The 16,285-nt window shown below is 41.5% G+C and carries 12 protein-coding genes and 1 pseudogene; 8 read left to right on the forward strand and 5 right to left on the reverse strand.

Going from position 1 to position 16,285, the window contains the following annotated elements:
* Positions 1-7: 7 nt before the first annotated feature.
* The gene (locus J4N24_RS04225) at positions 8-1,660 is read right to left on the reverse strand and encodes a peptidase domain-containing ABC transporter (protein ID WP_207532409.1); all 1,653 of its coding nucleotides are present in this window, start codon (positions 1,658-1,660) and stop codon (positions 8-10) included.
* Between the two features lie 90 nt (positions 1,661-1,750).
* Between J4N24_RS04225 and J4N24_RS04230 the strand changes: the two genes are divergently transcribed.
* Positions 1,751-2,674 (forward strand): LysR family transcriptional regulator, encoded by a 924-nt coding sequence (locus tag J4N24_RS04230; RefSeq protein ID WP_207532410.1) that lies wholly within the window; start codon positions 1,751-1,753, stop codon positions 2,672-2,674.
* A gap of 135 nt (positions 2,675-2,809) precedes the next feature.
* Here J4N24_RS04230 and J4N24_RS04235 read toward each other — a convergent pair whose 3' ends face one another.
* Positions 2,810-3,223 (reverse strand): OsmC family protein, encoded by a 414-nt coding sequence (locus J4N24_RS04235; protein WP_207532411.1) that lies wholly within the window; start codon positions 3,221-3,223, stop codon positions 2,810-2,812.
* 10 nt (positions 3,224-3,233) lie between these two features.
* Positions 3,234-4,121 carry a diacylglycerol/lipid kinase family protein gene (locus J4N24_RS04240; RefSeq protein WP_207532412.1) on the reverse strand — a complete coding sequence of 296 codons (888 nt, stop codon included), beginning with the start codon at positions 4,119-4,121 and terminating at the stop codon, positions 3,234-3,236.
* Positions 4,122-4,192: 71 nt separating this feature from the next.
* On the opposite strand from J4N24_RS04240, the gene surE reads away from it, so the two are divergent.
* Positions 4,193-4,927 (forward strand): 5'/3'-nucleotidase SurE, encoded by a 735-nt coding sequence (surE, locus tag J4N24_RS04245; protein ID WP_207532413.1) that lies wholly within the window; start codon positions 4,193-4,195, stop codon positions 4,925-4,927.
* A 27-nt stretch (positions 4,928-4,954) separates the two neighbouring features.
* A complete protein-coding gene (locus J4N24_RS04250) occupies positions 4,955-6,196 on the forward strand; it encodes a cation:proton antiporter (protein ID WP_207532414.1) in 1,242 nt (413 codons plus the stop codon).
* Positions 6,197-6,216: 20 nt separating this feature from the next.
* Here the strand turns inward: J4N24_RS04250 and J4N24_RS04255 are convergent, their stop codons facing one another.
* Positions 6,217-7,146, reverse strand: coding sequence for a helix-turn-helix transcriptional regulator (locus tag J4N24_RS04255; RefSeq protein WP_207532415.1), 930 nt, complete (start codon positions 7,144-7,146; stop codon positions 6,217-6,219).
* Positions 7,147-7,301: 155 nt separating this feature from the next.
* Between J4N24_RS04255 and J4N24_RS04260 the strand changes: the two genes are divergently transcribed.
* From J4N24_RS04260 to J4N24_RS25970, 4 genes and pseudogenes are all read left to right on the forward strand, one after another.
* Entirely contained in the window at positions 7,302-9,566 is a 2,265-nt protein-coding gene (locus tag J4N24_RS04260; RefSeq protein ID WP_207532416.1) for a TonB-dependent receptor, read from the forward strand.
* A gap of 30 nt (positions 9,567-9,596) precedes the next feature.
* A complete protein-coding gene (locus J4N24_RS04265; RefSeq protein ID WP_207532417.1) occupies positions 9,597-11,006 on the forward strand; it encodes an HmuY family protein in 1,410 nt (469 codons plus the stop codon).
* A gap of 13 nt (positions 11,007-11,019) precedes the next feature.
* Complete coding sequence (locus J4N24_RS04270; protein ID WP_207532418.1) at positions 11,020-11,934, forward strand: DUF6607 family protein; 915 nt, start codon at positions 11,020-11,022, stop codon at positions 11,932-11,934.
* A 228-nt stretch (positions 11,935-12,162) separates the two neighbouring features.
* A pseudogene (locus J4N24_RS25970) lies at positions 12,163-12,306 on the forward strand (hypothetical protein); the annotation flags it as partial.
* A gap of 51 nt (positions 12,307-12,357) precedes the next feature.
* On the opposite strand, the gene J4N24_RS04280 reads toward J4N24_RS25970, so the two are convergent.
* Positions 12,358-13,098 (reverse strand): DUF6266 family protein, encoded by a 741-nt coding sequence (locus J4N24_RS04280; RefSeq protein WP_207532419.1) that lies wholly within the window; start codon positions 13,096-13,098, stop codon positions 12,358-12,360.
* A gap of 329 nt (positions 13,099-13,427) precedes the next feature.
* Between J4N24_RS04280 and J4N24_RS04285 the strand changes: the two genes are divergently transcribed.
* Positions 13,428-16,265, forward strand: a complete 2,838-nt coding sequence (locus J4N24_RS04285) for an outer membrane beta-barrel protein (protein ID WP_207532420.1) — start codon at positions 13,428-13,430, stop codon at positions 16,263-16,265.
* The last annotated feature ends 20 nt before the right edge of the window (positions 16,266-16,285 follow it).

Raw genomic sequence — 16,285 nt, forward strand, 5'->3', positions numbered from 1 at the left:
CCTTTATCTAATTAAGAGATATCACCTTATCACACTTCGAACAAAGCTCCTCATTTTCTGTCACCACCAGCAGGCTAAAGCTCTTGTCGTCAATTAACTTATTAATGATTTTAGTCCTGTATTCCGGTTCAATACTTTGCCAGCCATTTTCAAGGATAAGCAAAGAAGGCCTGTTTAAAAAACAACGAGCCATCAGGATCTTGGACACGATGCTGTTTGAAAGCCTTTGCCCCATGGGGTCTAACTGCACCTGATAACCGTCTTTATGACTTTCTACAAATTCCCTCAATCCTACCAGTTCACAAACTTCTACAATTTGAGGCAAAGAGATGTCTGCATTACCAATGGTTAAGTTATCAATCAGGGTTCCACCAAACAGTTCTTCCTGGGCAAAGAAAACAGCCACTCTCTTCCTCCAATGCTCTACCGGAATATTTTTAAGAGGAATACCATTCACAATGATGGATCCGGTAAACTCAGGATATAAGCCTGCCAGGATCCTTAAAAGAGTAGTTTTACCTACCCCCTGCTTTCCTGCAACCCGCACTTTTTCACCTGGGGCAATATCAAAAGACAGATTATCGAAAATTGGATTGGAGCCTGGATATGCGAAACGGAGATTACGCACAGCAACGTTTAAAGGTTTACCAAGAATACTGTCTAGTCCCTGTTCCAATTCACGCTCCTGTTCATGTGGCTTTTGCAAAACCTTATCCAGCTTTTCGATAGAGGTTAAAATATCATATACCGTTTCAAGGCTAACTATTAGTTTCTCAACGGAGTTCAGTATCACAATGATAATGATCTCGGCTGCTACAAACTGCCCCAGGTTTATTTGCTGTTGGGTTAAAAGGAATGCCCCCATAATAAGCATTGAGGCTGTTATAAGAACCTTAAAGGCTATTAAAACCTTGTATTGCATTAAAAGTATTTTGAAATGAGCCGTTCTGGCATCAAGGTAACCTGCTGTTAACTTATCCGTTCTCCGAAGGTGTAATTCGCTATGGGAGAACTTAAAAGTTTTAATAGTTCTGGATATCTCCTCCAGCCAATGAGCTACCTCATATTTATAATCGCTCTCCTGCAAGCTTGTTTTAAAGCCTCTGCCACTACTAAAATAAAATAACAGATAGACGATCAGGATTAAAATAAGACCAAAGGCAATAAAGATGGGATGATAAAAACTTAGTAATGTTAAGCCAAAAACGATCTGAATAGTGGCGGCAGGAAAATCTAGTAAAAGCTTAGACAAGCCTTTCTGTAAGCTTGCCGTATCAAAGAAACGGTTAACTAGTTCGGGAAGGTAATAGCTGTCTACACTAAGCAAATCAATTTTCGGTATCCGGTTCGCATAGGCAAAAGTTAAACGGGCAAAGATGCGTTGCTGGATACTCTCAGTTACCCTCATCTGAAAAATCTGAAACACTCCTGCGAGTAAAACACCCCCTACAACAAATGATATCAACACTACTAAAGAAGCTGTGATAATACCCCCAAAAAGCAAACCGATGATTGCCTGGATGCCGAGGGGCAAAGACAATTGAATAAGTCCCCCTAATGTTGCAAATAAATAGATCCTGCTAACTTCTTTTCTTTCAAGGCTGATAAGCTGAAGTAACTTCGCGCCTGCAGCTCTTATAGATATATTCTGTTCTGCCATTAATAAACTACACTTTTAATAGGGTAAATTTACCAGTGCTATCTCATTTGTTTTTATTTATATTCGCTATGCTATCCATAAAAAGTATTTATGAAGTACACATTACATCAGCTCCAGGTATTTTCCAAAATAGTTCAGACCCAAAGCGTTACTAAGGCTGCTGAAGAACTTTTTTTAACTCAGCCAGGCGTATCCATTCAGCTGAAGAACTTTCAGGACCAGTTTGATATTCCCTTAACAGAGGTAATCGGCCGGCAACTGCACATAACCGACTTTGGAAAAGAGATAGCAGAACTAGCCGAGCAGATCCTTACACAGGTGGAAGAGATCGACTATCGTACGAGTGCTTATAAGGGTCGATTATACGGGCGACTACGAATAGCAATAGCCTCAACAGGGAAATATGTAATGCCCTACTTCCTTTCCACTTTCATACAAGATAAGCCGGCCATAGAACTAAAAATGGACGTAACGAACCGGGCTTCAGTGATCCGGTCGCTGGAGAATAACGAGGCAGATTTTGGCCTTGTATCAGTACTGCCCGACAAACTTAAAGTACAGGACGAACCTCTCATCGAAAATAAACTCTTCCTGGTAGGGAACAGGGAAAGCGAGATAGATGTAAATCAGAAAAACATTAGCTTGCTGGAAGAATTACCCATGATCTACAGGGAGGAAGGTTCAGCGACGAGGCTTGTCATGGAAAATTTTTTGGAGAAGAAAAAAATACGCATGAAAAAACGGCTTGAACTAACATCGAATGAGGCGGTAAAGCAAGCAGTATTGGCGGGACTGGGATATTCAGTTATGCCGCTTATTGGGATCAGGAATGAAATATTGGATGGGGATTTGAAAATCATTCCAGTTCCAGAGCTGCCTATCAGATCCACTTGGCGTCTCATATGGCTCAGGAACAAAAAATTACCACCAGTGGCATCAGCCTATCTTGAACATGTTCGAAACCATAAAACAGAAATTATACAGAAACATTTCTCCTGGATTGAAACGCTTTAGAAATAACTCCTCATAAGCAGGTACAAAAAAATTAATCGGACTCTTGACAAACAAATTTTCGGCTATTATTTTTGTCTCAAATTGTGATAAGGTTTAGGTTACTCTTCAGGGTTCCCATAACCCTGAGGAGTTTTTTTAGTGTTTTTCGTTTATTATTTCTATTGGTTGTGTCAATAGCTTTTCTACGGGACAGGCTTCAGCAATTTTATACATCCGGGATCTTTGTTCATCCGTAAGATTTCCAGTTATCTCCAACTTACAGAAAAAAGAATTTACAACAAACGAAGGATCTTCCGTTTTTCTAAGTTTCACTTCTACTCTGATAGATTCAACATTCCAACCCTTTCGCCTTGCATACATTCTAAGCGTAATAGCTTTACAAGAAGCAAGAGAAGCACATAGATAGTCTATGGGTGAAGGAGCTTCATCCTGCCCGCCAACCTCTTCCGGTTCGTCAGCAATAAAGAAATGATTACCTGCAACAATATCAGTTTCATAGATTTCACCTTTATTATCTGCAATTGCTGTAGCTATTATTTTTTCATTCATTGCTTTAAAATTAAACCATAAATTCGAGCATACCTTCAATTAATTCAATTCTCACCTCGGCCTGTTGATGGATCTCTACCGTTTCATCATCTACGTGAGCAAGCAGATCATGACATTTAATCTTTATATTCTTCGCCTTGCAAATGTCAAATAAATTTGGAGCTTCTATTCCCTGGAGTTTATTTCCCACATAATTAAGCAATTTTTCCTTCTGACTTTCAGGGATCAGTACTACTTCAAATTCACCGTCTCCCGGATTTGCATGCGGAGAAAGAACAAGATTTGGGCCTATCGACTGGGTGTTCATGATCTCTACCAGTAGAAATTTCCCCGAGTGATCAATTCCGTCCACCTCCAGCTCACAATAAGCTGGTTCATAACTTTCGATGATCTGATGTAAAATTTCGACAGCAAGCTTCAGTTTCTTCTCGGGCGTATCCTTCAAACCTTCCTCCTGTTTACCCATTTCCGTCATTAGAACAGGAAATACCCCGTAGCCGAAACTTTCAAGGAAAAATGAAGAGCCTTTTAAATTATGGATCCGTCCTACATCGTACTTTTTGATCTTCGGATTTTGCCAGTGGCTGATCACCAGGTCTTCGTCATCAGAAAGACTAAGAGTTCTTGCAATATTATTTGCCGTGCCTGAGGGGAGCAAGGCAATAGGATAAGTTTGATGAAGATCCAGCTCCAGAAGTGTTTCTGTAACTTTCCTTACGGTTCCGTCGCCCCCGGCAACTATTAAAAAATCAGTCTGCTCATCTATTTTTGTCCAGTCATCTCTAACAGATCTATAAACGCAATCTATATTTTGAGCCTCTATTTTTGAAACGAGTTCGTTTGGTGTAAAAGCCTCTTCTCCGGCTTTGGGATTATGCAATAATGTTGCTTTTGGCATATTCAGAATCAGTTAAACATTCAAACAGCCCTAGTGTTAATAAGTTGACTTTTTAACGAAATATTTGATTTATGAGGATTCTGATAGCAAATGATGACGGAATATACAGTCCGGGAATTGCTGCACTAGCGAAAGTAGCGAAGAAATTTGGAGAGGTTCGAGTAGTAGCTCCGGATGTTGAGCAATCTTCTATGGGACACGCAGTTACGCACTCCCGTCCTCTTACCTATAAAAAATCCCCAATAGAATTTCCCGGTATTGAAGCTTACCGGGTAAACGGAACTCCAGCAGATTGTGTGGCCCTTGGAACCCACCTGTGGAGTAACACAGATGTTGTATTATCCGGAATAAACATGGGACCAAATCTTGGTAACGGGATGTGGCATTCAGGAACCCTTGCAGCAGCTAAGCAAGCAGTCCTTCTTGGGATCAAAGGGATCGCTTTAAGTACTCCGGTGGGGAAAACCGAACCTGATTTCGAAGCTCTTGCACCCTATGTGGAACAGACACTGGCGTTACTGCTTGAGAAAAAGGAGCTAGGGCTTTACAATGTTAACTTTCCGCCAGAACCAACAGGTATCAAATGGACCAGGCAATCAGTAAGGCTATATGATGGAACTATTATTCCGGGTACCGACCCGATGGGAAGAAAACATTATTGGTTTACTGTAACACCACTCGAACCTGCAGAAGAAGGCACTGATCGCTGGGCTGTAGAGAATGGATTTGTCTCTGTTACTCCGTTAAGGCTCGACCTTACTAATGAGATGGAATTGCAAAAACTATCAAAAGAGCATCCTTTATAGGCAGCGATAAAGGCAGAACGCTCTCGAATGAACATTTACATTATTGGTATCAGCATCGTAGGGCTGGCTTCCCTTGCTATGGCATGGATGCCTGCCCTTACCGAAAAAACAGGAATATCCTATTCGGTGTGGTATATCCTGGCAGGAATTCTTCTTTACACCTTTTTCGATTTCTTCCCTAATCCCGACCCAATCCGAAAAGAATCGTATACCATTCACCTTTCCGAGTTGGTGGTCATCATTTCATTAATGGGAACGGGACTCAAATTAGACGAACCATTCTCTCTGAAAAGTTGGCGACTCCCCTTTCGACTGGTGACTATCACCATGCTCCTTTCTATAGGCTTGGTAACCCTCCTGTCCTATTATTCTCTGGGATTTGGTTTGGCGGCCGCTTTACTTTTAGGAGCTGTTCTTGCGCCAACCGATCCGGTGTTAGCTTCCGACGTTCAGGTTGGTCCACCGCTGGAAAAAGATCAGAACAAGGTGCGATTTGCATTAACGGCGGAAGCGGGAATGAATGATGGAATGGCCTTCCCTTTTACCTGGCTTGCCATAAGTGCGGCTTTAGGAGGAGTACTAACCAAGGAGAATTTTCTGGAATGGCTTTGGGTGGACATTATTTACCGAATTCTAGCTGGACTCGTAATAGGTTATGTGATAGGCCGGATTCTTGCCTGGTTACTATTTTATCTTCCCAAAAAAGGAATAACAGTGGAAATCAGGGACGGCTTCGTCGCCATTTCAACCACATTGACTGTGTATGGTTTAACTGAATTAGCTCATGGTTACGGCTTCATTGCTGTTTTTGTTGCAGCTGTAACCATGAGGAATTACGAGCTTGATCATCACTATCATACCAAAATGCATTCCTTCACCGATCAGATCGAACGTATCTTGCTTGCTATTGTCCTGATCTTGTTTGGGGGAAGTCTGGCTACTGGGATTCTGGAAAAGCTAAACTGGCAGATGGTCGCCTTTGCACTTGTTTTCCTGTTCATTATCCGGCCGGTAACAGCCTACATCTCTTTGTTCTCCTCCGGCCTTACAGTAAAAGAAAAGTTAGGGATCAGTTTTTTTGGAATAAGAGGGATCGGCTCCTTCTTTTACCTCTCCTTTGCGCTGAGTAAGGCAGAGTTTAGCCATGTTGACGAACTCTGGGCTACACTTGCATTAGTAGTGTTACTCTCGATTGTATTTCACGGTTGCACAGCAGCACTAAGTATGAAGTATATTGAAAAAGACCAACAACAAGGGGAAGAGACTTGATTACCAGAAACTAAGGATCGCTAGTCAGATTGTTTATTCTGCCTTTTCAAGGAACTTGGTAATACACCATATTTCTTTTTGAAGGCAGCTGTAAAGTGGTGAGGATTTTTATATCCTACTTCGTAAGAAACTTCATTAACAGGAGCGCCATTTTCTAAAAGGATCCGTGCCTTTTCCATACGAAAGTCGTACAGGTACCCGAATACGGTAGTCCCAATTACCTCCTTGAATCCCTTTTTCAGTTTAAAGTCATTCAACCCAACTTTATGAGCAAGTTCAATTAAAGAACAGGGACTTTGTATATTCCGTTCAATAAAGTCCTTTGCCTGATAAATTTTGTTCAAGTCATAAGTCTTAATAGAAATAAAGCTGTTCTGTTTACGTCGCTTGGTCTCGTTACTGATCAGAAGAAGAAGTTCAAGCATTTTAGCCTCATAGAATATCCTTCTGGAATACCCAGTGTGCCCGCAGCGAATAATACTATCAAGGACTGAACCCAGGGAAGGAGTAATTGGAAGCGACTTTAGCAAGCCATCATCCAGGTCTTCCATCAGCTCCGCCACTATCCTCTCATCAAAACTCAAGGCAACTAGTTTAAGGGGACCGTCTGCCTCCATTAGAAGCGACAAAGGAGTTCGTGGCAACACCATATACTGATTTTCCAATGAGCCTATTCGAATGTTGGCAGTATAGATCTCAGCCTTTCCCCTAAGGATGAATAAAATTCCACTGCATTGAGCATGCTTCTCTAAAATTAAAGAGGCAGTACTTCCCGGTTCAAAGCCAGCAATAAGAATATGTTTATCATCAAAATCAACCTCTTCAGTTTTCAACACTTTGCTGTACAGGGAAGCATGAGCATTTTCATAAACAGAAACAGCGTTAATGGTCTGCTTATAATGCTCCGGTAACTGATGGCTATAGTCTGCTATCTTAATTTCAATTCTCAAGTCTTTCGCTGATAATGTCCGGTGAGCAAAAATGCAAATAGTTTAAGAATAGAATTAATCTAAATAAACTTTATCCCTCTCGCGTTGATTATAATCCTTCTGCAATTGACGCCTGGTTTTGTAACACCTTTACTTTGTGGCTTTTAAAATCAGCTATGAATTTGTTCTGTTCGTCCTTATTTCTTTTACTTGGATTACAAATAGGCTTTGCACAGAAAACAGGAACCGTTACCGGGAGATTAATTACGCCAGAGGGGCAACCACTACCTTATATTGCCTTAAAGCTGGAAGGTTCAAAATCGGAGGCTAACACCAAAGAGAACGGAACTTTTTCGTTCACCGCCCCAGCAGGGCAGTATCACTTACAAATCCTTTTACCAGGCGTAAAATCTCCCGGATATCCTGTAGAGGTAATTGCAGGGCAAACGTTAAACATTCCCGACATTTCTGTCGCCACTTCTTCACTACAACTTCAGGATGTTGTTGTAACCGGACAGTATGAACCGCAGTCGCTGAAGAACGCCGTACAGAAAGTGCGGGTGATCTCTGCAGAACGGATCAGGCTTCGCGCAGCTACAGACATTCCTTCTTTGCTGAATACTGAGTTGGGTATTCGTTTTAACAATGACCTGATCCTTGGAGAATCAGACGTACAGATCATGGGCATGTCGGGACAAAATGTAAAAGTGCTGTTAGACGGAATCCCTCTGGTAGACAGGGGTGCATCCAGACAAAGTCTTAGTCAGATCGATATTAATACCATTTCCCGCATTGAAATTATTGAAGGGCCCATGTCTGTTAGCTATGGTACTGATGCACTTGCAGGTGTTATCAATATCATCACCAGGAAAAGTCAGGGAGAAAAGCTATCTGTTACAGCCAGATTGCAGGAAGAAACCGTAGGCAAGGAATACAAAGGTTTTACCAATAAGGGACTGCACAACCAACACATCAGCGCTAATTGGGCTAACAAACAGTGGGAGGTTCAAGGTGGCTTCAGCCGGAATGACAATGGCGGGTGGCAGGGGGACTTCCAAGGTAGAGCCAAGCAATGGCGACCTAAAAACCAGGGACTTGCTAACGGGAGGTTGGGATTCAGGATGAAGACCCTGTCCCTATCCTATCGTCTCGACTATCTAAATGAAGCTATTGACTCTCCTGGAGATATTAATACAGCCACCAACAAAACGACTGATGTTGAATATCTTACTGATCGTTATACTCACCAGGCCCAGGCAGAGTTGAAGGTCAACGAGCGCTTAACCGCAACAGGAGTAGCATCCTACCAGGATTACAAACGCAGGACTTTAACAACAGATATCGACTTTAGCACAGGGAAAAGAACCTTAAACACTAATGCGGGAACTCAGGATATATCGGCTTTCAACAGTAGATTATTTCGTGGAAACGTGCAGTACAAATTGACCTCCGGGATAGCTCTGCAAACTGGTGCTGAGGTAAAATTGGACGAAGCTTCAGGAGACCGGATCAAAGGCTCTCCTGCCATTAATGATTATTCAATTTTTGCTACTTCAGAGATTCATGTCAAACCTAAGGGAATCATCGGCAGGATCACCCTTAAGCCAGGATTAAGATTTAACATTAATTCAGTTTATGATGCTCCTCCTGCTATCCCCTCCTTGAGCCTTAAATTGGATCTGCCAGCATCCTTTGATCTTCGTCTCTCCTATGCAAGAGGCTTCAGAGCACCTGCTTTACGCGAACTGTATTTCAACTTCTTCGATGCCAATCACTCTATCCGGGGTAACGAAAACCTCAAGGCAGAGGAGTCTGATAGCTTTACGGGCTCTTTGTCCTGGGAAACAAACAATGTCTCCGTACCCCAATTTAAGTCCATTATCTCTGGTTTCTACAATCACTATAAAAACCAGATCGACTACGGCACAGACCCTGAAGATCCTTCAGTTTTTGTCCTTATCAATATTGGAAAATATAAAACCCAAGGCTACACGCTGGAAAACAGCCTGCAGTTCAAGAAATTGCAAGCCAGCGCGGGATTCGCTTATATCGGCAGATACAATCTTTATAATGAAACGAATGCGGAACTCCCGGCTTTTCTGTGGACACCTGAGCTAAATGGTAATCTTACCTGGAAGGCGAGTTCAAAAACCTCAGCCAACCTGGCTTACAAATATTCCGGCCGCCGCCCTAATTATATTGTAAACGGTGATGATCTTGTTCAGAGCAGCACTACAAGTTATCACATGGCTGATTTTAATCTCAGCAGGAAGATCACCGGGAATATTAATCTTAATGGGGGAGTTAAGAACATCTTCAATGTAACTAGCCTGACCAGCTCATCGCAATCTTCGGGTACCCATAGCAGCTCATCAGGAACACCCATAAGCTATGGCCGCTCTTACTTCCTGGGACTAAGTTTCCAATGGACAAAAATTTAATTCTATCAATATATATTCAAAAACACCATCATGATTCGTTTTTTCAAACTTCTATCGATCCCTGTCTTCTTTTTTCTGGCAACGGCCTGCCAGCAAGATGATCCTCCCCTTCCGGATAACACTTCAAACTTTGAAGCCTCGCTCCAGGGTTTTGACGGTAACGAAACAACTGTAAAAGTTAAACTAGACCGGGTAGCAGAGGTGAGTACCCCAATTACAGTTTCATTTCAAGCTACAAGACTTAATTATAGTTCAGAATTCTCCATCAGCCAAGCAACTGGAGCTGAATCTGTAACCGTTCAGCCGGATAATATAAACGGAACGGTTGCTCTCACTATCCCTGTCGGAAGCGATAATGCGTCCTTTAAGGTTAGCAAGCTTCCTGCTGCATTTTTCAATGGTGATGAAAGCATCAGCTTCAAAATTACAGCTGTTGGACAACCGGCCCTTATTGGAAAAACTGCCGAGCTTAAATTAAGCTTCGCCTCAATAACCTCTCAAGGGAGTCAACTTACGCTTGAAGGGAAAACGAGCGAATCTGCCTATACTAATTCCGTTTTTGCAGACTTAAGCGCTAATAAACAAGTTCCCGTCAACCGTAAAAGCTGGAACCTCGGTTTTAGCAGTGGTTCCTTGTTCCGGGTAGTGTTAAATCATGCATATCAGACAACAGCCGTAGCTACAACAAAAACAGATATCAGTACAGTTACTCTTGCTGATGCCGACCTGGTCCTTAATCTGGATCATGATATTTCCAATACGGCAACCAGTGTTCTTACCGATGCCTGGACCGGAGAATTGAATAAAACTGTGTTTGCTGAAGTATCTGCCAATGCTAATGAGAATAAAGTATACCTGGTCAGTTTTGAGGGAAGCAAGACTAAAGACAAATGGTATAAGGTGAAGGTAAACCGGAATGGAGATAATTACCGGGTTCAGTACGCCAGGATTGGTGAAACTACCATTAAAACAGTTGATATAGATAAAAAAGCCGACTATAACTTCAGCTTCTTATCACTTGAAAATAATGTAGTTGTTGAAGTAGAGCCTCGTAAGAACAACTGGGACGTTGAGTGGAGCTACAGTACTTACAACTCGGGACTAAACACGCCCTATTGGTTCCAGGACTTTATCCTGATCAATCATCTAGCAGGAGTACAGGCCGCAGAGGTACTAGAGGCTACAGTAAAATATGATGATTTTGCAGAGAGCAACCTTAGCGCTGCCACCTGGTTAAGCACGCGTGATGCTATCGGAAGCAAATGGCGATCCACCGCACCAGGAGGTACCACAGGCATCAAGAGAGATCGCTATTACCTCATCAAAGATCCACAATCAAACATCTACAAAATGAAGTTTGTAAGTATGGGCCTGGGAGCTGATGGCGGAGAACGTGGAAGACCTGTTATTGAATATAAATTAGTTAAAAAAGGAAATTAATCAGACCAACACCATGACAAGAACATATCTATTACTACTTATAGTAGCTTTTCTTTCCGGCACGAGCATGGCCCAGACAAAACTTGATCAGGACCGGAAATCAATAAAAGAAATGGCGGGCTTTTATAAAGTCACTTTCAATTATGCTGAAACCTTTGCTCCCGACAGCGCCTACAAATTCCACCCCAGGTATCAATCATGGGGTCACGAATGGGTCACGGTTGTTGAAGACAGTCCGAAGAAGATCTCCCTGCAACATCTATTGGTTGTTGGAGATAGTATGGTGATCAAACACTGGCGTCAGGACTGGTCCTATGAAGATCCTACCCTGCTCGTATTTGACAAAGAGAACACCTGGAAAAAGCTTCACCTAAATGCGGCAGATGTAAAAGGAAAATGGACACAAAGGGTATTCCAGGTAGATGATAGTCCCCGCTACGAAAGCACCGGTACCTGGGTACATGTAGACGGGCGGCATCAGTGGCAGAGTGAAACAGACTCTCCTCTTCCACGCCGGGAATTTACGAAACGTAACGATTACAATGTGCTTCGCAGGGGTAACAGGGTGTATTTTACTGAAACAGGCTGGATGTTTGAACAGGATAACAAAAAGATCGTCCGCGGTGAAAAAGGAGATAAATTACTCGCAATGGAAAAAGGATATGAGGAATTTATAAAAGCAGATCCTTCAAAATTTACCTATGCACAAAAATGGTGGAACGAGCAAGGGACTTATTGGAAAGACATCCGCTCTGTGTGGGATGAAGTCTTCGCAAAAAATGACAAGATCCATTTGCAAAACAAAAAAGATGGGAAGACCTTATTTGAGCGACTTTTCGAACTAGGCGACCAGTCAAGCAAAGAAAAATGGGCTTCCACAAAGAATAAAAGCGAAAGCAGAGCTGTTATTGCCTCTTATTTACAATAGGAAAAGAACGTCCATGCTGAAATAACCTCTTTACTTTTAATATACTTCATTTCCCTGGGGAGTTTTCTGAAAAGAAGCTCCCTTTGTTGCTTTCGGTTTTTGCTCCCCAGGCCGTAAAAAAGTCAGAAAAGAAAGCGTTTCCTATTCGTATGCTACCCTTGCCCCTTTCATAAGCAGGCTTTTCTTTAGCAACAAAATAGATAGACTTCGGGAGTAGCAAAAGGAAACTACAATAAGAATAGCTGGATAGACACGAAGACTGGCAACAAGGTTCCCGCAGCAAGCATCAGATCTGATAATGCTGAAAAACTTGTCAGGTTCAGGGCTCCCAACGTGGATACAGACTGGGTACTGATCTTAAGAGGCGACTAGTTCTCCGCCTCTTAAGACAATTAGTATTGTAATTTATTTCGAATAAATAGCCTATGCTCCACCAATCCGCTTAATTAAGGAACCGGTAAGTCCAGAAGATTGACAATAAATACTGACCGTATTTTCGACTTCGAGCACTCCAGTATTACTGGTTTCAAGGAAATTAATAGAACCTGCATACTGACTAATGGAAGTCTTTTCATTTAACACCGACTTAAAAGCTATTTGAACATGTACTAAGCCTCTCCTAAAAGGCTCAGGGAGTCCCACTTCAACTTCGCCATCTCTTCTCGAACCTTTTATATCCGTAATAAATGTATGATCAAGTGCAGGGGCGACAATAATATAGATTAAGGCATCTGAATCGTGCGCCTTTTCCTTCATCTCAGTACTCCACTTGATCACAATGGTCTCTTCATTTTTCTTTGCCACAGTTACTTCCTGCACCCCCGGAAGATCTCCATAACAAAAACGAGCCGCCCGATAATCAATATCAAAGCCATCGGTCGTTCTTATTAATGCATTTTTGTAATTATAAGATTGCGCGGAGAGCCTTCCATCCCAACTTAGATTGTAGTCCTTAAAATGAACCAGGAGAAATTTGTGCATACTGCTCAGCCAACTGCTTACAAAGCCAAAACCTTGCTGACCGATCTTTTGCTTCTCCGATGCTTCCTTGGTCGATCGTTTTGATTTGGCTTTTATGTAATAGATGTCCCGCCAGTTACTGGCTACAAGGTTGCCCATTTTACCTCTCAGTGGGCCTAGAGGTCCTGGAATATATTTTGCCATATCCGTGATAATTATTTAAGGTTTAAAAAGAAGTTAAATTTCTACTGAGTTAAATATAAATACTTTCCATGACAATACCAAAACAAAAACAAGTTCGAATAAAGACCGCTTCCAGCTGGTTCAACCCGGTGTAATACCGGCGCTTATCCGGCGCTGAACCGGTTCTGGTGAAAAATTCACCTACATTTAGACACTTTCGTATAGGTTAACGTGCACTCCAGAACCTAATGGCAATAGATATTCAATAAGCCGGGCAAAAAATCAAAGAGATGGTACCGGATATTTATAAATAAAATCCTAAGTTTGATGGTAATCTTCATCTTATCCAGTTGAAAAAAGTATACTGCCTAAGTCTCATTCTGATTTGCTCGGTACTTCAGCTATATGCCCAGAAAAACACGAGAGTATTTGGTTTTGTCGCAGATTCAGCGAAAGCCGGAATAGCAGGAGTGGATGTATTTCTTATAATCGATAAGGACACTTTGAGAACCGTTACTACCGAGGAAGGGAACTTCAGCATTTCAAAAGTGTATTCTGAGAAATTCACTCTGCAGTTCAATGCTCTTGGTTACTATCGCTCCAGTATTGCATATTCCTTTTCACAAAAAGAAAGACAAAGACGACTGGATACTATTTTCCTCAAAAAATCAAGCAGGATGTTAAATGATGTAGTTATTAAGGCCAAACTTACACCTGTTCGATATATGCAGGATACTGTTGAATTTAACGCTGCAGCTTTCGAAGTAAGGGAGGGTGATAATGTTTCTGATCTGCTAAAGAAATTGCCGGGAATGGAGGTTGATAACCAATACAATGTTAAAACTTCCGGGAAGGAAATGATCAAGCTGAGGGTGAATGGTGTTGACTTTTTCACAAATAATATCAAAGACTTTATTGGCAAATTACCTGCAGGCATCGTTTCAAAAATTCAGGTGATAGACCATTTTGGTGATGATGCAAATTTTACGGGTATAAAAACTGGGCAGCCTGTTAAGATGATGAATATTGTAACCAAGCCGGGGATGGACAAGGGTAAGTTTGGAGGCTTTAATGTGAGCGCTGGTACAAATAATATGCTAGGTAGTAATGCTTCGGCCAATTTGTGGAATGGCAACAAGCAAAGTTCGGCAAACCTAAACATGAACACTTCCAATAATGGTGCAGGGAAAAGTCACTCCACAGGTCTGGGGTTTTCAAATCGTGATAAATTCGGGAAACATGGTTATCGCAGCATTAATTATCATTTTAATGATAATGGGAATGCCTATTCGAGCGAGCAGTTTAGCGAGACCCTTAATCCCGAGGGAAACTTTATAAACAATTCTAAGAATGACGGAGAAAGCAGGAACAATAGTCATTTTTTAAATTATTCGATGGATTTTAATAATAAGAAATGCTTTATCATGGCTTCGATTGTTGGAAGTTTTAATGGTTCTAATAATGAGGGTACAGGTTTAAGCAATCAGTATGGTGTGATCCGGCAGGATTTACAAAATAACAACAAATCGAACAGCACTTCTCCTCACCTGATGACTGATTTTTCCTTTTCGAAAAGACTAAAGAATAAGAAAAATTCGTTCAGCATTAATAGTTCCATACAACTATCGGGATCAAATAATGAGCAAACCATCGGAACCAATACCATCTATTACGACAAAGGAACGGGTGAACTTCTCAAAGATTCTTTGCTGAACAGGGACCTTAACAGCAGTACGCGCAATGAAAATTTCAATTTGGGCTTTAATTACAGCATCGGCTTAAAAAGACCAAAAGACACCCTTGCGTTGCGAAGTCTCAACATTAGCTACCAGGGCTCTTCTTCGCAATCCTCCAATACCATTTCAACTATCGTATTGGATAACATCAGTAAAGCGCCAACCTTTGTCGATTCCCTCAGCAGTTCCTTCAGGTCGATTACGGTGCAGCATTCCCTGGGTTTAAATTACAATTACAATTCACGCAAATTGCGCTACAATATTAGTCTCAATGCGAAACCCAATATGTTGCGTAACCGGGATATTCGAAACAAGGAGACGATAGCAAATAATACATTTAACTATTCCCCCGGGCTGAACTTCAGTAAAACTTTTTCTGAGGGAAAATCTTTTTCCGCCAACTATCAGGGTGCTAATAATAACCCTTCCATTGAACAATTGCAGCCCGTAAGAAGAGCCCAGAGTTTACAAAATATCATGATTGGAAATCCTGATCTAAAACCTTCTTTCACGCATTCCTTAGGTTCAAACTACAATTATAACCATAAAAAATCCCGAGTTTCCGTTCAGGTGGGAGCAAATGCCTCAACAACTCAGAGAGAGATTGTCAGCGCGGTTAGTCTTCTGCCAGATACTTTAAATAGTTTGAAGCAAGTAACCCGTTATGAAAATGTAAACGGCAATTACCAGGCTAATGGTAATTACTACGTTTATATTCCGTTTAAGCAACAAAAACTCTCACTTAGATATTCAGGAACTATAGGATTCTCTAACCGCACCGTTCTCTTCAACAGTCAAAAGATATCGGGTAATGGCACTAATTTGAATCAGCAAGTCGAGGGTACGCTGTCCTTAAAAAAGTTTTCCCTTAATACTAGTATAAGTTATTACCAGACCAACAATAATGATGTTAGTTCAATGTATAGCTACTACGGAATCCAGTCACTTGGAATAGGTCAGATACCCACGCCTAACTTTTTCAAGACAACAGGTATTCGAACAAGACTAAATGGGGAACTCTTCCTTAAGAACCTAAAAGCTAACGGAAACCTGAGCTACAGCAGCAGTCGTAACGATGCAAGCAGTACCCAAACCAGGCAGAATGATTTGAGCGATCTAAATATGAACTTTTCAGGTCGTTTAACAGTAAAGAAATCCTACTTTATGAATTTCAGTGTATCAAAAGGATTTCGCTATGGCTACGCTTTTAATAATGCTAACCCTATGATCATAAACGGAGGGATTGAAAAGAGTTTTTTCAAAGACCGGACAATGAGCATTAAGCTTGAGGGAAGCGATTTATTAGGACAGGGGAACAATCTGTCACGAATGATAACGGGTAATACCATAACCGATAGTCGCTATAAACAGCAAACCCGTGTTTTTTCTGTGAACCTGCAATACAATCTGTCGAAGTTTGGGGGTAAGAATTTCCGGGTGGATCAGGATTAATCTAATAAACTGTATCTTAC

The organism is Desertivirga arenae, from assembly GCF_017355785.1.
Classification (GTDB): Bacteria; Bacteroidota; Bacteroidia; order Sphingobacteriales; family Sphingobacteriaceae; genus Desertivirga; species Desertivirga arenae.